The organism is Mesorhizobium sp. J8 (assembly GCF_016591715.1).
GTDB lineage: Bacteria > Pseudomonadota > Alphaproteobacteria > Rhizobiales > Rhizobiaceae > Mesorhizobium.
Genome location: NZ_AP024109.1, coordinates 6,337,187 through 6,355,117, shown reverse-complemented (window position 1 = coordinate 6,355,117; position 17,931 = coordinate 6,337,187). Strand labels below are relative to the sequence as shown.

Below are 17,931 nucleotides of genomic sequence, written 5' to 3'. Positions count from 1 at the left end.
TCCGGCGGCGTCAAAACGCCTCTCTGACCCATTTGTCGCTGAACAGCAGCCGGTAGGCCCAGCCGATCGTGACATTGGTGGCGACCGGCCGCGAATGGGCGAGGTAATCGTCATAGACCGGCTTCATGCGGCGGTAGAAGGCCGGATCGAGCACGACCATGCCATTCTCCGAGTCGTGGAAGAAGCTGCGGTTGTTGAGGTTGACCGAGGAGATGGCGACCAGCCTCTCGTCGATCATCATGATCTTGGAATGCAGCACGACATCCGGCGCCTTGAACTCGCGGATGTTGATGCGGTCGCCATATTTCTCGACGAACAGCTTGTTGAGCGCGGTAAGGAACCGGCCGCCGATATCGCCCTTGAGGTCGATGCGGCCGACGACATCGATCTTCACGCCCCTGGCCAGCGCCCGGTCGAAGGCGCGAGCGATAGCTGGCGTCAGGTTGAGATAGGGATTGACGATCTCGATGCGCTGCTCGGCGGTGTCGATCAGTTCCACGAAATAGGCCTCCAGCGCGTGGCCGTCCTCGTAGGGCACGGAAATGAAATGCCGCGCCACGCCGCGCGGGGCAGCTATGGAGCGAACCGGAATGGAGAACGGCCGCGACAGATTGGTGTCGGCATCGCGCAGCCAGATGGTCGACAGATGCGCGGCCAGCGTCTCGACGGTCGCCGGGTCAGCGATCTCGATGTCGAAGTCGCTCCAGTTGGAATAGTAGTTCAGCGAGAAGCCGTCGGTCTTGCCGTATTGTTCAAGCTCCGGATAGCGGGTCAGGTCGACCGGCTTGTGGAACAGAAAACCGTCATGGATGTTGCGACCGCCGATGATGACGCGCGAGCGGCCGGGCTGTTCGGCCAGCGTCGCCAGCATCTTGACGTGGTGGGTCTTGTGGAGCTGCGAGAGCTGCTCGTCGATCGGCGCGCCGTGATCGGCCTGCCAGCGATATTCCTGCAGCTCGACATTGGGGAATTCCGCCGCCAACCGGTGCAGCATGGCGTCGTCCTTCTCCCGCTCCAGCACGTCGGTCACCAGGATTCGTACCTTGGCGCCCTGCGCCGCATGATGGCGGATCAGCCGGTCCATGATGCGGCCGGAGAAGTCCGCCTTGAACTCGAGCGACGACAGATAGATCAGCCTGAGCTTCGGCGCGTTGGAGAAATCGAGCGGCAGCTCAGGGTCCGCCTTGTCGAAGGCGCTGTCCGGCAGCGTCTTGCCGAGCAGGGCCTCGACCTTGGCGTTGAAGCCGTCGCGCGATTTGCGCAGCAGGGTCGGCGATCCCAATGGCAGCGCGCAAGTCTGCGACAGCCAGCGGCCGGCATAGAAGGCGCGGTCGAGCTCCTCCATTCCCGCCGGATCTGGCACCGGGCAGCGGTCGTAGCGGCTGTCGAGCCCCGCGATCCACGGATCGGCGCTCTCCTCGCGCAGCAAGGTCAGCGGCGTGCCGGCCGGCGCCAGGGTCGAAGTGATGCGAAGATCGCAGCGGGTCAGCGCCTCGCCGGGAAACAGGCTGACCGAGGTTTCGGCGGCCGGCAGGCTGAGATGGAACGGCGCGGCCCTGGCAACCGTGGTGGAACGGCCCGATGCGCGGATCGCGAGCGGGCCGTTGCAGCTGCCGCCGATGTCGACCGGCTGTCGGCCGGCTTGGCGCAGCACGATCTCGACCGAGCGCGCCTGGAGGCCCGAGAAGCTGAAGGTCTTGGGCGCCAAGGGCCGCGCCGTGGCATCGAGATAGAGCGTCTGCCGCGACATGCGCCAGCGCCCGGCGAATCGGCCTTCGCCGGGCTTTTCTCGTGTCGGCGCAATCTCGGCGTTGTCGAGCGGTCTGGCCAACCGCTGCAGCGCCGGATAGGTCGCGAGGAAACCGCCGTTCTGGACATCGCGCCAGTCGCGGCCGAAGCGGCCCGTGCCGTTGGCGCGGTCGAGCGCATCGAGGCGGCTTTGGGCGAGCAGCGCCTGGAACTGTTTCTCGTAGGCGCGATTGCCGTCGCCTGCGAAGTAGTGGGCTCCAGCGATCTCCGCGCCGCTGCTGTCCGCCGAGACGGGCAGGCGGCCGCAAGCGTCGTCGCCTGGGAAGAAGGCGCAGGCGGAATGCCCCGGCATGCCGGCGCAACCGGCAAATGACGCCAGCGCCAGTCCAAGCAATACCTTGGCGAGGGCCGGCCTGAGGCTCATCCGGCCGCCCCGTTCATGGCCTTGAGCTGGGCAGGATCGCGCGGCGGCAGGAAGCCCTGCGGAAAGATCCTGCAGACGGGGAACGCGAAAGTTGCGATCAGCAACTCGGCCTCGCTGCGCATCTTGCGCGGCGCCGTCCGGTCGTCGCGGATCTTCCTGGCGGAAGCGACAAGCGCGCCGTCACAGTCGCAATGATCGTGCCTTGCGATGTAGCAGGCGTCATGGACCCGGCAAGCGGCATCGAGACGGTCGACCGGCCTTGCCGACAGATCGCCGGTGCGCGTGCCCGGGCCGCAATAATTGCCGATGACGAAAGGCGAGGGGCGCGACATGGCATAGCGGATCGGCTTCGGCAGCTCCGCTTCCGGAACCTTCGCCCAGGGATTGGCGCAGTCCGACAGGAAAAGCAGCGGCAGAATGGCAAGAAAGGCTCGCATTTCTCCGCCGGCGTTCCGAAGATTATCCCCAGGGCGTTTCGCCGTTTCACGGAGCCGGCGATCCGCTCTATCCCTCTGTTTTGACGCAATTCCTAGAATTGCTAGCGCTCCATCATGGCACGGCAAAGCGCGCGGGTGCCACAGTGGCTGAATTTGTGGCGCAGGCAAGGCGGCATGACCAATTGCCTGTGATAGGATCGGCCGCAGCGAGGGACCTTGGGATGCGTCTTTTTCTTTTGGCAATGGCGGCCGCATATCTGACCTCCGCCCCGGCGGCGCTTGCCGCGGACAAGACCATTCACGATCGGGAGCATGGCTTTTCGCTGACCTATCCCGAGGAATGGGCGAGCGAAACCGCCTTTGACAACACCATTCGGCTCAAGATCAAATCCGGCGCAGAAGGACTCACCTGCCGCGTGTCGGAAAATGCCTACGATCCGACCGCTCCCGACAATCCACCCGACGTCAGGGCGTTCATGGAGGAAGACTGGAAGGTGAGCAACTGGCAGACCATGGTCGGCGCCGCCTATCAGGCGGCGGCGTTCCGCCAGGACAGGCTGGCGCATTTCCCGGACGGCTATCCGGTGCGCATTGCGGAGATGGATTTCCACTATGCCGACGAAAATGTCAGCTTCTACGGCCATTCCAGCATCGCGCTGACGCTGCGCAACTCGCATTACGGTTTCGTCGATTGCGGGGTCGCGGGCGCCAACTCCGAAGAGGTAGAGCGGAAATGGGCGCCGCTTGCGGACGAGGCCGAGAAGATAGTGACGTCGTTCGTCCTCGATGCGGATTAGTGCAATTCAGGAAAAGTGTGAGCGCGGTTAGGTTCGGCGCTTCGCCATAGCTTTCCGCCAGGAATTGCGTCAAAAATGATGAGATAGAGCGTTGACCATTTCCGCGAAACGTTTGAAGGACGAATACCCGTCGATGCGGTTTTGTTTTCTGACCACCACTTTGGTGTTTCTCGTCTTGTGCGCCTTCGCGGCGAAGGCTGCAGACAAGACCGTCCACGACCAGAAGAACGGGTTTTCGCTGAGCTTTCCAGAAGAATGGCTTGATGAGACGCCTTCCGACAAAGAGATACGCCTGAGCGTGAAATCCGCCGATCTTACCTGCATGGTTTCTGCGTCATTTTACGATCAATCGGCACCGGGCTCGCCATCCCCGATACGGGCAAATTCATGGAGGGCTGGTCGATGAATAATTGGAAAAAGACGATAGGCAGCTCATTCAGCACAGCCGATTTTAGCAATGACAGGCTTGCGAGATTTCCCGATGCCTACCCCGTGCGCCTGGCCGACTTGGATTTTACGGTTCGTAGAGAGAATGCCACCTTTTATGGTCACTCCAGGTTCGCGTTCTCAGTCCGAGGGGCGCGCTATGGTTATGTGAACTGCAGCGTGATGGGCGAAAGCGCCGAGCAAGTGGCGCGGATGTGGGCGCCGATTGCAGACAAGGCTGAGCGAGTGGTGAATTCGTTTGTTCTCGACTCGCCTTGAGCCACGAATTGCGTTTGCAGGTCTGTGAAGTCAGACGAACAGGCTGCGCTCCCGCTCCACCGCCTTGGTGATGAAGTTGGCGACCAGTTGGACGCGGCGGAGCGGTCTGACCGATTCGTGATAGACCAGCCAGTAGGCGCGGCGGATGGGCGCGACGATGTCGACCGGCACCAGCTCCGGCATCGAGCGGGCGACGAAAGTATGCAGGATGCCGATGCCGGCGCCGGAGCGCACCGCTTCGGCCTGGCCGAGCGCCGAGGAGATGGCGAAGCTGGTGCGCCATTCGGGGCTGAATTCGGCGGCATAGTCGAGCGAGGGACTGACGATGAGGTCCGGCACATAGCCGATCAGCGTGTGCCGGGCGAGTTCCGCCGGCGCCTGCGGCAGGCCGCTGGCTTCGGCATAGGCGCGGGAGGCAAAGAGGCCGAGCGTGTAGTCGACCAGCTTGCCGGCCACCAGCCGGCCTTCCGTCGGCCGCTCGACGGTGATCGCGATATCGGCCTCGCGGCGCGACAGCGAAAAGGAGCGCGGCACCGGCACCAGCTGGATGGTGAGCTCGCGGTGCAGAGCGGTCAGTTCGCCCAGCCGCTTTGCCAGGAAAGCGACGCCGAAGCCGTCCGGCGCGCCGATGCGAACCGTGCCCGAAACGTCGTCGCCTTCGCCGGCAATGGTCGAGCGCGCGGCGATCATGTCGCCTTCCATGCGCTCGGCGATGTCGAGGAAGCGCTCGCCGGCCGGCGTCAGCTCGCTGCCGGTGGTGAGCCGCCGGAAGAGTTTTGTGCGAAGCGCCTCCTCCAGCGCGGCGATGCGGCGCGAGACGGTAGCGTGGTTGAGCTCCAGGCGTTTGGCCGCGCCGAGGATCTGCCCGGCACGCGCCACGGCGAGGAAGATGCGGACGTCATCCCAGTTCATACAAATCCCCGATGACGGGCCAACCCAGTCATTTGCGACAATTAATGCACACTGCGCCGTCGCTGTCTATTTTTCGCACAACGGTTGCGATCTTCCTCGCGTTGCCATCGCGGCCGCGAAGGCGGACAATGGGATCATCACCAAGACAGGGAGAGAAACCATGATCGAATACGGTCATTTCATCGGCGGCAAGCGTGTCGCCGGCACCAGCGGCCGCAAGCAGGATGTGATGCAGCCGATGGACGGCTCCGTGCGCGGCACGGTGGCGCTGGCCTCGCAGGCGGAACTTCGCGCGGCGGTCGAGAATGCCAAGGCAGCGCAGCCGAAGTGGGCGGCCACCAATCCTCAGCGCCGGGTACGCGTGCTGATGAAGTTCCTCGAACTGGTCCAGCGCGATTATGACGAACTGGCCGACATCCTGGCGCGCGAGCATGGCAAGACCATCGCCGACGCGCGCGGCGACATCCAGCGCGGCCTCGAAGTGGTCGAGGTCTGCATCGGCGCGCCGCATATGATGAAGGGCGAGTTCACCGACGGCGCCGGCCCCGGCATCGACGTCTATTCGATGCGCCAGCCGCTCGGCGTCGTCGCCGGCATCACCCCGTTCAACTTCCCGGCCATGATCCCGCTCTGGAAGATCGCGCCGGCCATCGCCTGCGGCAACGCCTTCATCCTGAAGCCGTCCGAGCGCGATCCGGGCGTGCCGTTGCGCATTGCCGAGCTCTTCATCGAGGCCGGCCTGCCCGAGGGCATCCTCAACGTTGTCAACGGCGACAAGGAAGTGGTCGACGCCATCCTCGACGATCCGGATATCAAGGCCATCGGCTTCGTCGGCTCGACGCCGATCGCGCATTACATCTATTCGCGCGGCACCGCCTCGGGCAAGCGCGTGCAGTGCTTCGGCGGCGCCAAGAACCACATGATCATCATGCCCGACGCTGACATGGACCAGACGGTCGACGCGCTGATCGGCGCCGGCTACGGCTCGGCCGGCGAGCGCTGCATGGCGATCTCGGTGGCCGTCCCGGTCGGCAACGACACCGCCAACCGGCTCATGGAAAAGCTGGTGCCGCGCGTCGAAAGCCTGAAGGTCGGCCCCTCGACGGATTCTTCCGCGGATTTCGGCCCGCTGGTGACGGCACAGGCGCTGGAGCGCGTGAAGGGGTACGTCGATATCGGCGTCAAGGAAGGCGCCAAGCTCGTCGTCGACGGCCGCGGCTTCAAGATGCAGGGCTATGAGAACGGCTACTATATGGGCGGCTGCTTGTTCGACAATGTCACCGCCGACATGCGCATCTACAAGGAAGAAATCTTCGGGCCGGTGCTCTCGGTGGTGCGCGCGCCGCGCTACGAGGATGCCATCAAGCTCGCCAACGACCATGAGATGGGCAATGGCGTCGCCATCTTCACCCGCGACGGCGACGCCGCGCGTGACTTCGCCAGCCGTGTTCAGGTCGGCATGGTCGGCGTCAACGTGCCGATCCCGGTTCCGATCGCCTACTACACGTTCGGTGGCTGGAAGGCGTCGTCCTTCGGCGACCTCAACCAGCACGGCCCGGATGCGTTCCGCTTCTACACCAAGACCAAGACGGTCACCTCGCGCTGGCCGTCGGGCATCAAGGACGGCGCCGAGTTCGTCATCCCGACGATGAACTAGAGCGACGTTTGTCCAAGTTGAGATTGAGGAAGCGCGGTGCGAACCGCGCTTCCTTTTTATGCTGCGTCAACCTCTCGCTTTCCGCTCCGCGTCTAATCCAAGGTGCATGACTCCAAGAACGGCACATCGAGAGCGTATCCGCACCTTCTAAAATTCCATCGTCATGTGATGGAACCAACAGACCATCATTCGCCTTAGGCTGTATTCCTGCCATGCGTGCAGGCAACCTAACGGCGCCGGTTCAAGCCGGGGTTCTCGTCTGGCGCGAGGAGGTGTCAGATGACACGAATTGTTGTGGCGGCAACGTTGGCGGTGGCGGCGATAACCGTTGGAGCCGCTCCGGCGAGCGCGGCGGCGCAATGCGCGGCGCGCGCCGACATCATCAAGGCCCTTGGCGACAAGTTCCATGAAACCGAGGCCGGGCGCGGCCTGATCAATCCGAACGTCGTGCTCGAGATCTTCGTCTCGGAACAGGGAAGCTGGACCGTGCTTGCTTCCGACACCAAGGGGCAAAGCTGCGTGCTCTCCGTCGGCGAGGGTTGGGACAGCCAGTCGATCACCGCTGCGATGCCTGGTGCCTGAACCGGGCTGTCGGGAAGCTTGACGCGACGTGGCGGTCAGATCGTCGGGATAGTGCCGCCATCGATGACGTACTCGGCGCCGTGGATTGCCGGTGCGCGATCCGAAACCAGAAAGGTGACCAGTTCTGCGATCTCCTGAGGCCATGCCGGCCGACCGATCGGGATGCCGCCGAGCGCATCCATGATGCCTTGTCGCGCGGTTTCCTCGTCCGAGCCGGCATGAGCGGCAAGCCGCTTGACCATGGCTTCAGACGCAGTGGTGTGGATCCAGCCCGGCGCCACGGCGTTGACGCGGATGCCTTTAGGGCCAAGTTCTTTGGACAAGGCCTTGCTGTATGTGGAGAGCGCGGCCTTCGCAGTTGCATAGGCGATGGTCGATTCATACAAGGGCAGCCGGCGCTGGATCGACGAGACATGGACGATCGCGCCTGAGCCTTGCTTGATCATCTCGGGAACGAGGAATCGGTCGAGCCTTACTGCCGCCAGCAGATTGAGGTTGAGTTCATCCTGCCAGATTCCATCGGACAGCGCAGCGAAACCGCCGCCTGGGCTTTTCGACCCGCCAACGCTATGAATGACGATGTCGATACCGCCAAGTCCGGCGATAGTGGCGGCGGCGACGTTTGCCGCGCCGTCGAGAGTGCTGACGTCAGCTTGCACGAAGAGTTCCGCCGGTGACCCGGTGTCGGGCGAACGGGCGGTCGTCGCGACCCTTGCATCTGCCGCGGCAAGCCGGTGAACGATAGCTTCGCCTGCACCCTTGGTGCCGCCGGTCACCAGCACGCGCTTGCCCCGGAACTCCCGGTCATCGATCGCGAATGTCTGCCGGATGGTCACAGGCCAATCTCCAGTTTCGCGATCCGATCGCCGCCCAGCGTGAAATTGTAGTGGAGCGGTATCGGGCTGCCGGGGAAATCTCCGGAGACGATGCCGGCGATCCGCCATACGTTGGCCGTGACACCGACCTCCTTCACCTCGACTTTGGCGTGATACTTGTCGGTCGTGCTTTGCATCCACCGGCGGATCGCTTCGGTTCCGCGGTGGGTCTGGCCTTCGTCCTTGACGATGGCGTCCAGCGTGAAAGGGGCGAGCATCGCGTTGATGTCGTGGCGGTTGTTGGCGACGAAATAATCCGCCAGCGGCGGAGGAAGGGTCACAGTCACGGTCTGTCTCCGATTGGATGCCGCCGTCTGTGGGAGGGGCGGCTGTTGTCGGCCGCTAAGATGAGGTATGCTGTGGAAATGACAAGAACCGACGAAAAAGTAAGGTACTTACCCGAAAGTAAGTCAGAGGCCCTGACGCCTTCATCCGCGGCGAGCGGCGTCGAAAACGCGCTGCGCATTCTCGAAGGCCGATGGAAGCTGGTGATCCTGTTTCACCTGTTCGGCGGCAACGTGCTGCGCTTCTCCGACCTCGAACGAGCTATTCCCGCGATTTCGCAGAAGATGCTGATCCAGCAACTCAGGCAGATGGAAGCAGACGGCATTGTGCGCCGCATCGTTCATCACCAGGTGCCGCCGAAGGTCGAGTACTGCCTGACCGACTGGGGTCAGGCGTTGTGCCCGGCGCTCGACGCGCTGCTGAAATGGGCAGCAAAAAAAGAGCCGATTGAGGCCTGACGGCATTACCGGGTGGCGGCGACCTCGGCGTGGCCGCGCAGCAGCGCCATCAGTTTCTTGGCATCCTTGGCGGCGGCTTCCTCGTCGCCGTCGAGGATAGAGCGGATCAGCGCGACGTGGTGCTCGGCGGATTCGGCCAGCCCGGTGTCGGCCTTGTAGCGATACCAGAAGCGGCGGCTGTGGGTCTGCAAGGGGGCGGCGACACGCGCTGCGAAGGGGTTGTCGGCAGCGATCGCCAGCGCTTCGTCGAGCGCCTTGTCGGCCTGGATGAAGGCAAGCACGTTGCCGGAGATCACCGCCTTCTGCATCGCGAGCGCCGCCTCATGGAAAAGGTCGGCGGCCTCGCGGGTGACGAAGCGGGCGGCCGAGCGGGCGAGCACCACCTCGATGCCGCGCCGCGCATCCAGCACCCGCAGCCAGTCGCCGGCGTGAAGCGGCGCGACCGCGATGCCGGCGCGGGGCCTGATGTCGAGAAGTCCTTCCCAGGCCAGCCGCTGGATCGCCTCGCGCACCGGCGTGCGTCCGAGACTCAGCCGCTCGATCAACGCGCCTTCGGTGACGAAGCTCGACGGCGCCAGCTCGAGCGTGACGATCATGTGCTCCAGCCCGCGATAAGCCTTGGTCGCCACCGGCTCGAAGGTCGTGTTGGCGTCAGCGGATATCAGCGGGGAGATCAATGGCGGGCTCCTGATATATTTTTCATATATCATAGCGGATTCAGCATTGACGGGCCAGCTCTTAATAGATATACGACTGATATATCAATTGGAGAGACAGCCATGTGGACCGGAGTTTTCCCCGCGGTCACGACCAAATTCACCGCCGATGACCGCCTCGACCACGCCGAGATGGAGCGTTGTTACGGGCTGCAGATGGAGGCCGGCTGCGACGGCATCATCGTCTGCGGCTCGCTGGGCGAGGGGCCAATGCTGTCGCATGACGAGAAGATCGAGGTGCTGAAGACGGCGCAGAAAGTCGCCGGGAAGAAGCCGGTACTCTTGACTGTCAACGAGCCCGGCACGCGCGAGGCGGCTGCCATCGCCAGGCGCGCCGCTAAGGAAGGCGCCGACGGGCTGATGGTGGTGCCGAGCCCGATCTATCACACGAATCCGCAAGAGACGGTCGCGGCGCTGCGCGGGGTGGCCGAGGCGGGCGACCTGCCGGTGATGATCTATTCCAACCGGCTCGCCTATCGCGTCGACGTCACCGTCGACCTGATGGAGGAACTGGCGTCGGACAAGCGCTTCGTCGCCATCAAGGAATCCTCCGACGACATCCGCCGCTCGACCGAGATCATCAACCGCTTCGGCGACCGCTACGACCTCTTCACCGGCGTCGACAACCTTGCCTTCGAGGCGCTGTCGGTGGGCGCCATCGGCTGGGTCGCCGGCCTGGTCACCGCCTTCCCGCGCGAGACGGTCGCGATCTACCAGCTCATGCGGCAGGGCCGCCGCGACGAGGCGCTGGCGATCTACCGCTGGTTCCGGCCCTTGCTCGACCTCGATGTTTCGATCTATCTGGTCCAAAACATCAAGCTTGCCGAAGTGCTGGCGATCGGTACCAATGACCGCGTGCGCATGCCGCGCCAGCCGCTGTCGGGCGAACGCCGCAAGGCGGTCGAGAAGATCGTCCGGGATGCGCTGGCGGTGCGGCCGAAGCTGCCGTCGCTGCAGACGTCGCCCCGGTCGACGGACGGTCTGGCGGCGGCCGAATAAGAGGTTGCATTCGCGTGCAGGGAAATTCCGAGGAACGGGGCGGCCCGTCATCCGCCCCTCTGGCCTCTTCTCCCCGTTCACAGGGAGAAGAGGAGGATATCGCCATCATCGGCGGCGGCATCATTGGCATCTGTGCCGCGGCCTTCCTGTCCGAGGCGGGGCGCGGCGTCACCGTCTTCGACCGCACCGGCATCTGCGAGGAGACGAGCTCCGGCAATGCCGCCGCCTTCGCCTTCTCCGACGTGCTGCCGCTGGCTCATAAGGGGATGATCCGCCAATTGCCGAAATGGCTCGCCGATCCGCTCGGGCCGCTGGCCGTTCCGCCGGCCTATCTGCCCAAGCTCCTGCCCTGGCTGATCCGTTTCTGGCGGGCGGGCGCGGCGAAGCACTACGAGACGAGCCTCGCCACGCAGGCGGGCATGATGAAGCTCGCCGAAGCCGAATGGATGGGCCTGCTCGACCGGTCCGGCACGCGGCCGATGCTGCGCGAGGACGGCTCGTTGGAATTCTATGAGAGCGAGGCGGAGTTCCGCGCCGCGCTGCCCGGTTGGGCCGAGCGCCAGCGTTTCGGCATCGGCTTCCGCCATGTCGAGGGCGAGGAGATGGCGGCGCTCCAGCCGGGTCTTTCGCCACGCTTCGTCAAGGGCACCTTCGTGCCGGGATGGAAGACCGTCGCCGATCCGAAGCTGCTCGGTAAGGCGGTCTGGGCCTATGCGGAAAGGCTCGGCGCCCGTTTCGAGCATGCGCGGGGCGAGCGCATCGAGGCCGGCGCGGACGGCGCCACGATCCTGCTCGCCGATGGCAGCAGGAGGAGGGCCAAGAAGCTCCTGATCGCCGCCGGCGCCTGGTCGCATCTCCTGGCAAGAAATCTCGGAGACCGCATTCCGCTCGAAACCGAGCGCGGCTACAACACGACACTGCCGGCGTCGGCTTTCGACGTGAAGCGGCAGCTGATCTTTTCCGGGCATGGCTTCGTCATCACGCCGCTGCAAACCGGCCTGCGCGTCGGCGGAGCCGTCGAGCTCGGCGGTATCGAGCGGCCGCCCAACTTCGCGCGTTCCAAGGCGATGCTGGAGAAGGCGAAGCGTTTTCTGCCCGGACTCGATCCGTCCGGCGGCCGCGAATGGATGGGGTTTCGCCCGTCGCTGCCGGATTCGCTGCCGGTGATCGGCGCGGCGCGCGCACCGAATGTCTATTATGCCTTCGGCCACGGCCATCTCGGCCTCACCCAGTCGGCGGCGACCGGCCGCTTGATCCGCGATCTCGTTCTCGGGCAGACTCCGCCGCTCGATCTCAGCCCGTTCCGCGCGCAGCGGTTCTGAAAGTTCAGGAAACAAACATGGCCAGGAAATCCTTCTTCTGCATCGACGGCCACACCTGCGGCAATCCGGTGCGTCTCGTCGCCGGCGGCGGGCCGCTGCTCCAAGGCTCGACGATGATGGAGCGGCGGGCGCATTTCCTCGCCGAATATGACTGGATTCGTACCGGGCTGATGTTCGAGCCGCGCGGCCATGACGTGATGTCGGGCTCGATCCTCTATCCGCCGACGCGCGAGGACTGCGACATCGCCATCCTGTTCATCGAGACGTCGGGTTGCCTGCCGATGTGCGGCCACGGCACGATCGGCACGGTCACTTTTGCCGTCGAGCATGGGCTTGTGAAGCCGAAGACGCCGGGTGTCTTGAGGCTCGACACGCCGGCCGGCCTGGTCATCGCCGAATACAAGCAGGTCGGCGAATATGTCGAGGAGGTGCGCATCACCAACGTGCCCTCCTTCCTCTATGCCGAAGGCCTGACCGTCGAATGCCCGGTGCTCGGCGAGATCAGCGTCGATGTTGCCTATGGCGGCAATTTCTACGCCATCGTCGAGCCGCAGAAGAATTACCGGGACATGGCCGATTATTCGGCAGGCGACCTCATCGCCTGGAGCCCGGTGGTGCGCCAGCGCCTCAACGAGAAATACTCCTTCGTGCATCCGGAGAATCCCGGCATCAACCGGTTGTCGCACATGCTGTGGACCGGCAAGCCGAAACATGCCGAGGCCGATGCGCGCAACGCGGTCTTCTATGGCGACAAGGCGATCGATCGTTCGCCCTGCGGCACCGGCACCTCGGCACGGATGGCGCAGCTCCATGCCAAGGGCAAGCTCAAGGAAGGCGACAGTTTCGTGCATGAATCGATCATCGGCTCGTTGTTCAAGGGCAGGGTCGAAAAGGAAGTCAGTGTGGCCGGCAAGCCGGCGATCATCCCCTCGATCGGCGGCTGGGCACGAATGACCGGTCTCAACACCATCTTCATCGACGACCGCGATCCGTTTGCGCACGGGTTCATCGTGACGTGACAGGATCGGCCGGGATACGCCCAGGCCTCGGGCCGGCCGCGCGGGCGACATGCGGACGGCGGGCGTCTCCATCCGCCGCTCGAAGGGATTGAAAGACACAAGCTCAAAGGACAGGCAGGCTCTGCTTACCGAGACTTTGCTTCGAGGCTTTTCTATTTCGCAGAGGCGCCTTCCATCGAGTGCGCCTCGCCGTCACGCGACCGTCACACAAGGCGGAATCCTGACCTTGCGGAAGGTGCGGCGGTGCAAAACCGAGTGCTTCGGTTCATGCAAGGATTCTTCTCATCAACTTATTTTTACGCCGATTCCTTCGACAGGAGGCTCATCATAAGGTTGAATCGTCAAAGACATTGCGTTGTGCCAATGATAGGGTCCGCGATAGTCCAGGGGTCGGGTGCGAAAAAACGGGCAATCGGGCGGCGTGCTTCCAAACCACGCGGAGCGATTGAAAAATCACGTTGCAATCCGGGCTCGAAACTTTACGACTAGGGGAAATACGAAAAGGAATGCGTCCTGAAAGGCGACATTCCAGGGGAGCCGCATAAATATGCAATATTTCGTCCAGCAGCTTATCAACGGGCTGACGCTGGGATCGATCTATGGGCTGATCGCGATCGGCTATACGATGGTCTACGGCATCATCGGCATGATCAATTTCGCCCATGGCGACATTTTCATGGTCGGCGCCTTCACCGCGCTCATCGTCTTCCTGATCCTCGGCGCGCTGTTCTACTCGGTGCCGGTCGTGGTGGCGCTTCTGATCATGATGATCGTGGCGATGCTTCTCACCAGTCTCTACAACTGGACGATCGAAAAGGTGGCCTACCGGCCGCTGCGCGGCTCCTTCCGCCTGGCGCCGCTGATCACCGCCATCGGCATGTCGATCGCGCTGTCCAACTTCGTGCAGGTCACGCAGGGTCCGCGCAACAAGCCGATCCCGCCGCTGGTCAGCCAGGTCTACACGATCGACGGCATCAGCATCTCGCTGAAGCAGATCCTCATTGTGATCGTCACCGTCATATTGCTGGCGATCTTCTGGTATCTCGTCAACCGAACCGCGCTCGGCCGGGCGCAGCGCGCCTGCGAGCAGGACCGCAAGATGGCCGCGCTGCTCGGCATCGACGTCGACCGCACCATCTCCATCACCTTCATCATGGGCGCGGCCCTTGCCGCCGTCGCCGGCACGCTGTTCCTGATGTATTACGGCGTCGTGGTGTTCTCGGACGGCTTCGTGCCGGGCGTGAAGGCTTTCACGGCGGCGGTGCTCGGCGGCATCGGCTCGCTGCCCGGCGCCGTGCTCGGCGGATTGCTGATCGGCTTCATCGAGAGCATGTGGTCGGCCTATTTCTCGATCGACTACAAGGACGTCGCCGCCTTCTCGATCCTGGCGATCGTGCTGATCTTCCTGCCCTCCGGCATTCTCGGCCGGCCTGAAGTCGAAAAGGTCTGATCCTCATGGCCGCTACCGTGTCTTCGGAGCGCGACACCGTCGCTACTCCTGTCCAACGCGCTTTTCGCGAAGCGCTCTACGCTGGCGCCATCTCGCTTGGCCTGTTCGTGCTGTTCATCGGTCTCAGGACCGACCAGAACATCAGCAACGAGCTGATCCTGGTGCAGCGCTGGGGCCTGCTCGCCATCGTGGTCGCCGCCGTTACCGTCGGCCGTTTCCTCTATGTGGCTTACGCCGTCCCGGCCATGGAACGGTCGAAGGCCGCGAAGGCTGCGGCGCCCGCCGTCGTCGCCGAGCCCGGCTTCGTCAGGCAGAACTTCAACAAGATCGGCGCCACCTTGCTGATCCTCTACCCAATCGCCATGGTGGCCTTCTTCGGCTTCCAAGGCTCGCTGAAATGGGTCGACAATTTCGGCATCCAGATCCTCATCTATGTGATGCTCGCCTGGGGCCTGAACATCGTTATCGGGCTCGCCGGCCTGCTCGATCTCGGCTATGTCGCCTTCTATGCCGTCGGCGCCTATGCCTATGCTCTGCTCGGCACGCATTTCGGCCTGTCCTTCTGGATCCTGTTGCCGGCTGCGGGCGCCATGGCCGCGTTCTGGGGCGTGATGCTCGGCTTCCCGGTGCTGCGGTTGCGCGGCGACTATCTGGCGATCGTCACCCTCGCCTTCGGTGAGATCATCCGGCTGGTGCTGATCAACTGGCGCGAGGTGACCAACGGTTCGGCCGGCATCTCCGGCATCCCGAAAGTGTCGTTCTTCGGCCTGATGTCGTTCAACGTCTCCGACCCGAATTACATCGCCAAGGTGCTGCACATCGCCCAATCGGGCGCCTACTACAAGATCTTCCTCTATTACCTCATCCTGGCGCTCTGCTTCCTCACCGCCTTCGTCACCATCAGGCTTCGCCGGCTGCCCGTGGGCCGCGCCTGGGAAGCCCTGCGCGAGGACGAGATCGCCTGCCGCTCGCTCGGCATCAACACCACCACCACCAAGCTGACGGCCTTTGCCACCGGCGCCATGTTCGGCGGCTTCGCCGGCTCGTTCTTCGCCGCCCGGCAAGGTTTCGTCAGCCCCGAATCCTTCGTCTTCCTGGAATCGGCGATCATCCTCGCCATCGTCGTTCTCGGCGGCATGGGGTCGCTGGGCGGCATCGCGGTGGCGGCGCTGGTGATGATCGGCGGCACCGAGATCCTGCGCGAGCTCGACTTCCTCAAGGTGGTGTTCGGGCCGGACTTCACGCCTGAGCTCTACCGCATGCTTCTGTTCGGCATGGCGATGGTGATCGTCATGCTGTGGAAACCGCGCGGCTTCGTTGGCAGCCGCGAGCCAACGGCCTTCCTCAAGGAGCGAAGAGCGGTCTCGGCCTCCTTCACCAAGGAGGGCCACGGCTGATGAACGCGACCCCTTCCTCGAACGACTTCATCCTGCAGGTCGAGCATCTGTCGATGAAATTCGGCGGCCTGGTCGCCATCGGCGACCTGTCCTTCCAGGCTAGGCGCGGCGAAATCACCGCGCTGATCGGGCCGAATGGCGCGGGCAAAACGACGGTGTTCAACTGCATCACCGGCTTCTACAAGCCCACCGAGGGCATGATCACGCTCAACAAGCGTGACGGTTCGACCTATCTGCTCGAACGCCTGCCCAACCATGAGATCCCGGCGCGAGCCAATGTGGCGCGTACCTTCCAGAACATCCGCCTGTTCTCCGGTATGACGCTGCTCGAGAACCTTCTGGTCGCGCAGCACAACAAGCTGATGAAGGCTTCCGGCTACACCTTCCTCGGCCTGTTCGGCTTCCCGAGCTATCGACAGGCCTCGGCCGAATCGATCGAGCTCGCCAGGCACTGGCTGGAGAAGGCCGACCTCGTCGACCGCGCCGACGACCCGGCCGGCGACCTGCCCTATGGCGCGCAGCGCCGTCTGGAGATCGCGCGCGCCATGTGCACGGGGCCGGAGCTGCTGTGCCTCGACGAGCCGGCCGCCGGCCTCAATCCGAAGGAATCGGCCGCGCTCAACGAGCTTCTGATGGACATCAAGAACAACACCGGCACATCGATCCTGCTCATCGAGCACGATATGTCGGTGGTGATGCAGATCTCCGACCATGTCGTGGTGCTCGAATATGGCCGCAAGATCTCCGACGGCAATCCGCAGTCGGTGCGCACCGATCCGCGCGTCATCGCCGCCTATCTCGGCGTCGACGACGAGGAAGTGCAGGAAGTGCTCACCGAAGTCGGCGACGAGGATGTGATCGAGCAGCTCGATACCGGGCCGGACGCCGCGCACGGGCCGGGAAATTCCGCCTCGATGATGGCCGGCCCGGTCTCCGACAGCGTCGAACATGCCAACGAGGGCGAGCGGGTCACGGTGTCGAAGGGGGCCTCGAAAGCGGCCCAGATCGACGCGCGCGCCGCGGCAATCGCCAGCAAGCCGATTGTCGCCCCAGCAGCGACGAAGCCGGCGACGAAGAAGCCGGCGGCAAAAGCGCGGTCGACAAAGGCGGCCGCGAAGGCGCCCACCGCAAAGGCCGAAGGCATCTCCAACCGCCTCGACGCGCCGCGCGGCGGCAAGGCCGACAGCCTGATCCGCATCAAGGGCATAGGCCCGGTCAACGAGCGGAAGCTGAACGAGCACGGCATCTTCCATTTCGACCAGATCGCCGCCTGGAAAAAGGCCGATATCGAAGCGGCGGAAGCCTATCTCGCCTTTGACGGGCGCATCGAGCGCGAAGACTGGATCGGCCAGGCAAAGGCGTTGGCGAAGGAAGCGGCGGCCAAGCCCGCGACGCGTGGAGGGCGTAAATAATGGCCGGCACAACGCTGCTCGACATCAAGGGCGTCGAGACCTACTACGGCAACATCCGCGCGCTGAACGGCGTCAACGTGCAGGTCAACCAGGGTGAGATCGTGGCGCTTATCGGCGCCAACGGCGCCGGCAAGTCGACCCTGATGATGACCATCTTCGGCGCTCCGCGCGCTCGCGCCGGCACCATCACCTTCGCCGGCACCGACATCACGCAACTGCCGACGCACGAGATCGCCCGCCTGCGTATCGCCCAGTCGCCGGAAGGACGCCGCATCTTCCCGCGCATGACGGTGATGGAAAACCTGCAGATGGGCGCCAGCCTCGACAACCTCAAACATTATGACGAGGACGTCGAGAAGGTGTTCACGCTGTTCCCGCGGCTGAAAGAGCGCATCGCCCAGCGCGGCGGCACGCTGTCGGGCGGCGAGCAGCAGATGCTGTCGATCGGGCGCGCGCTGATGGCGCGGCCGAAGCTTTTGCTGCTCGACGAGCCGTCGCTGGGCTTGGCGCCGCTGATCGTCAAGCAGATCTTCGACGCCATCCGCGAGCTCAACAAGACGCAGGGGCTGACCGTGTTCCTGGTCGAGCAGAACGCCTTCGGCGCGCTCAAACTGGCGACGCGTGGTTATGTCATGGTCAACGGCAATGTGACGATGAGCGGCACCGGCAAGGAACTGCTCGCCAATCCGGAAGTGCGCGCAGCCTATCTCGAAGGCGGACATCACTGAGATCGGG

General features: G+C 63.8%; 19 protein-coding genes. 13 read left to right on the top strand and 6 right to left on the bottom strand.

Going from position 1 to position 17,931, the window contains the following annotated elements:
- Nucleotides 1–10 precede the first annotated feature (10 nt).
- Both MJ8_RS30440 and MJ8_RS30435 read right to left on the bottom strand, forming a co-directional pair.
- Entirely contained in the window at nucleotides 11–2,173 is a 2,163-nt protein-coding gene (locus tag MJ8_RS30440; RefSeq protein WP_201412229.1) for a phospholipase D-like domain-containing protein, read from the bottom strand.
- Entirely contained in the window at nucleotides 2,170–2,610 is a 441-nt protein-coding gene (locus tag MJ8_RS30435) for a hypothetical protein (RefSeq protein WP_201412228.1), read from the bottom strand. Before MJ8_RS30435 ends, MJ8_RS30440 begins: the two co-directional genes overlap by 4 nt.
- 221 nt (nucleotides 2,611–2,831) lie before the next feature.
- Here MJ8_RS30435 and MJ8_RS30430 point away from each other — a divergent pair, with 221 nt between their 5' ends.
- The 3 genes from MJ8_RS30430 (at nucleotide 2,832) to MJ8_RS32495 (ending at nucleotide 4,112) form a co-directional block, all read left to right on the top strand.
- On the top strand, nucleotides 2,832–3,407 hold the full coding sequence (locus MJ8_RS30430) for a hypothetical protein (protein ID WP_201412227.1): 576 nt from the start codon (nucleotides 2,832–2,834) through the stop codon (nucleotides 3,405–3,407).
- 91 nt (nucleotides 3,408–3,498) lie between these two features.
- Nucleotides 3,499–3,813, top strand: a complete 315-nt coding sequence (locus MJ8_RS32500; RefSeq protein ID WP_225248079.1) for a hypothetical protein — start codon at nucleotides 3,499–3,501, stop codon at nucleotides 3,811–3,813.
- A complete protein-coding gene (locus MJ8_RS32495; protein WP_225248078.1) occupies nucleotides 3,810–4,112 on the top strand; it encodes a hypothetical protein in 303 nt (100 codons plus the stop codon). The genes MJ8_RS32500 and MJ8_RS32495 overlap by 4 nt, the downstream gene beginning before the upstream one ends.
- Nucleotides 4,113–4,142: 30 nt before the next feature.
- Here MJ8_RS32495 and MJ8_RS30420 read toward each other — a convergent pair whose 3' ends face one another.
- The gene (locus MJ8_RS30420; protein ID WP_201412226.1) at nucleotides 4,143–5,024 is read right to left on the bottom strand and encodes a LysR family transcriptional regulator; all 882 of its coding nucleotides are present in this window, start codon (nucleotides 5,022–5,024) and stop codon (nucleotides 4,143–4,145) included.
- A 160-nt stretch (nucleotides 5,025–5,184) separates the two neighbouring features.
- On the opposite strand from MJ8_RS30420, the gene MJ8_RS30415 reads away from it, so the two are divergent.
- Together MJ8_RS30415 and MJ8_RS30410 are read left to right on the top strand one after the other, a co-directional pair.
- Nucleotides 5,185–6,681: a CoA-acylating methylmalonate-semialdehyde dehydrogenase gene (locus tag MJ8_RS30415; RefSeq protein ID WP_201412225.1), complete on the top strand. Its 1,497-nt coding sequence runs from the start codon at nucleotides 5,185–5,187 to the stop codon at nucleotides 6,679–6,681.
- Between the two features lie 279 nt (nucleotides 6,682–6,960).
- Nucleotides 6,961–7,263: a hypothetical protein gene (locus MJ8_RS30410; protein ID WP_201412224.1), complete on the top strand. Its 303-nt coding sequence runs from the start codon at nucleotides 6,961–6,963 to the stop codon at nucleotides 7,261–7,263.
- 35 nt (nucleotides 7,264–7,298) lie between these two features.
- Here the strand turns inward: MJ8_RS30410 and MJ8_RS30405 are convergent, their stop codons facing one another.
- Together MJ8_RS30405 and MJ8_RS30400 are read right to left on the bottom strand one after the other, a co-directional pair.
- A complete protein-coding gene (locus MJ8_RS30405; RefSeq protein ID WP_225248077.1) occupies nucleotides 7,299–8,099 on the bottom strand; it encodes an SDR family oxidoreductase in 801 nt (266 codons plus the stop codon).
- Nucleotides 8,096–8,425 (bottom strand): nuclear transport factor 2 family protein, encoded by a 330-nt coding sequence (locus MJ8_RS30400; RefSeq protein WP_201412222.1) that lies wholly within the window; start codon nucleotides 8,423–8,425, stop codon nucleotides 8,096–8,098. The genes MJ8_RS30405 and MJ8_RS30400 overlap by 4 nt, the downstream gene beginning before the upstream one ends.
- Nucleotides 8,426–8,503: 78 nt before the next feature.
- On the opposite strand from MJ8_RS30400, the gene MJ8_RS30395 reads away from it, so the two are divergent.
- Complete coding sequence (locus tag MJ8_RS30395; protein WP_225248076.1) at nucleotides 8,504–8,881, top strand: winged helix-turn-helix transcriptional regulator; 378 nt, start codon at nucleotides 8,504–8,506, stop codon at nucleotides 8,879–8,881.
- A 5-nt stretch (nucleotides 8,882–8,886) separates the two neighbouring features.
- Here the strand turns inward: MJ8_RS30395 and MJ8_RS30390 are convergent, their stop codons facing one another.
- A complete protein-coding gene (locus tag MJ8_RS30390; RefSeq protein WP_412177133.1) occupies nucleotides 8,887–9,477 on the bottom strand; it encodes a GntR family transcriptional regulator in 591 nt (196 codons plus the stop codon).
- 183 nt (nucleotides 9,478–9,660) lie between these two features.
- Here MJ8_RS30390 and MJ8_RS30385 point away from each other — a divergent pair, with 183 nt between their 5' ends.
- The 7 genes from MJ8_RS30385 (at nucleotide 9,661) to MJ8_RS30355 (ending at nucleotide 17,924) form a co-directional block, all read left to right on the top strand.
- Complete coding sequence (locus MJ8_RS30385; RefSeq protein WP_201412221.1) at nucleotides 9,661–10,596, top strand: dihydrodipicolinate synthase family protein; 936 nt, start codon at nucleotides 9,661–9,663, stop codon at nucleotides 10,594–10,596.
- A 14-nt stretch (nucleotides 10,597–10,610) separates the two neighbouring features.
- A complete protein-coding gene (locus MJ8_RS30380) occupies nucleotides 10,611–11,918 on the top strand; it encodes an NAD(P)/FAD-dependent oxidoreductase (protein ID WP_201412220.1) in 1,308 nt (435 codons plus the stop codon).
- Nucleotides 11,919–11,935: 17 nt separating this feature from the next.
- On the top strand, nucleotides 11,936–12,937 hold the full coding sequence (locus tag MJ8_RS30375) for a 4-hydroxyproline epimerase (protein WP_201412219.1): 1,002 nt from the start codon (nucleotides 11,936–11,938) through the stop codon (nucleotides 12,935–12,937).
- Between the two features lie 547 nt (nucleotides 12,938–13,484).
- Nucleotides 13,485–14,387 (top strand): branched-chain amino acid ABC transporter permease, encoded by a 903-nt coding sequence (locus MJ8_RS30370; protein WP_201412218.1) that lies wholly within the window; start codon nucleotides 13,485–13,487, stop codon nucleotides 14,385–14,387.
- A 5-nt stretch (nucleotides 14,388–14,392) separates the two neighbouring features.
- Nucleotides 14,393–15,784, top strand: coding sequence for a high-affinity branched-chain amino acid ABC transporter permease LivM (livM, locus tag MJ8_RS30365; RefSeq protein ID WP_201412217.1), 1,392 nt, complete (start codon nucleotides 14,393–14,395; stop codon nucleotides 15,782–15,784).
- Nucleotides 15,784–17,196 carry an ATP-binding cassette domain-containing protein gene (locus tag MJ8_RS30360; protein ID WP_201412216.1) on the top strand — a complete coding sequence of 471 codons (1,413 nt, stop codon included), beginning with the start codon at nucleotides 15,784–15,786 and terminating at the stop codon, nucleotides 17,194–17,196. Before livM ends, MJ8_RS30360 begins: the two co-directional genes overlap by 1 nt.
- Nucleotides 17,196–17,924 carry an ABC transporter ATP-binding protein gene (locus MJ8_RS30355; RefSeq protein WP_201412215.1) on the top strand — a complete coding sequence of 243 codons (729 nt, stop codon included), beginning with the start codon at nucleotides 17,196–17,198 and terminating at the stop codon, nucleotides 17,922–17,924. The genes MJ8_RS30360 and MJ8_RS30355 overlap by 1 nt, the downstream gene beginning before the upstream one ends.
- Nucleotides 17,925–17,931: the final 7 nt, after the last annotated feature.

What these genes read in the sequence shown, in the direction of transcription:
- MJ8_RS32495 (WP_225248078.1), top strand. Translation starts at nt 3,810, where the DNA reads ATGAATAATTGGAAAAAGACGATAGGCAGCTCATTCAGCACAGCCGAT.
- MJ8_RS30355 (WP_201412215.1), top strand. Translation starts at nt 17,196, where the DNA reads ATGGCCGGCACAACGCTGCTCGACATCAAGGGCGTCGAGACCTACTAC.
- MJ8_RS30435 (WP_201412228.1), bottom strand. Translation starts at nt 2,610, where the DNA reads ATGCGAGCCTTTCTTGCCATTCTGCCGCTGCTTTTCCTGTCGGACTGC.
- MJ8_RS30415 (WP_201412225.1), top strand. Translation starts at nt 5,185, where the DNA reads ATGATCGAATACGGTCATTTCATCGGCGGCAAGCGTGTCGCCGGCACC.
- livM (WP_201412217.1), top strand. Translation starts at nt 14,393, where the DNA reads ATGGCCGCTACCGTGTCTTCGGAGCGCGACACCGTCGCTACTCCTGTC.
- MJ8_RS30375 (WP_201412219.1), top strand. Translation starts at nt 11,936, where the DNA reads ATGGCCAGGAAATCCTTCTTCTGCATCGACGGCCACACCTGCGGCAAT.
- MJ8_RS30430 (WP_201412227.1), top strand. Translation starts at nt 2,832, where the DNA reads ATGCGTCTTTTTCTTTTGGCAATGGCGGCCGCATATCTGACCTCCGCC.
- MJ8_RS30360 (WP_201412216.1), top strand. Translation starts at nt 15,784, where the DNA reads ATGAACGCGACCCCTTCCTCGAACGACTTCATCCTGCAGGTCGAGCAT.
- MJ8_RS30385 (WP_201412221.1), top strand. Translation starts at nt 9,661, where the DNA reads ATGTGGACCGGAGTTTTCCCCGCGGTCACGACCAAATTCACCGCCGAT.
- MJ8_RS30440 (WP_201412229.1), bottom strand. Translation starts at nt 2,173, where the DNA reads ATGAGCCTCAGGCCGGCCCTCGCCAAGGTATTGCTTGGACTGGCGCTG.
- MJ8_RS30370 (WP_201412218.1), top strand. Translation starts at nt 13,485, where the DNA reads ATGCAATATTTCGTCCAGCAGCTTATCAACGGGCTGACGCTGGGATCG.
- MJ8_RS30420 (WP_201412226.1), bottom strand. Translation starts at nt 5,024, where the DNA reads ATGAACTGGGATGACGTCCGCATCTTCCTCGCCGTGGCGCGTGCCGGG.
- MJ8_RS30395 (WP_225248076.1), top strand. Translation starts at nt 8,504, where the DNA reads ATGACAAGAACCGACGAAAAAGTAAGGTACTTACCCGAAAGTAAGTCA.
- MJ8_RS30410 (WP_201412224.1), top strand. Translation starts at nt 6,961, where the DNA reads ATGACACGAATTGTTGTGGCGGCAACGTTGGCGGTGGCGGCGATAACC.
- MJ8_RS30390 (WP_412177133.1), bottom strand. Translation starts at nt 9,477, where the DNA reads ATGATCGTCACGCTCGAGCTGGCGCCGTCGAGCTTCGTCACCGAAGGC.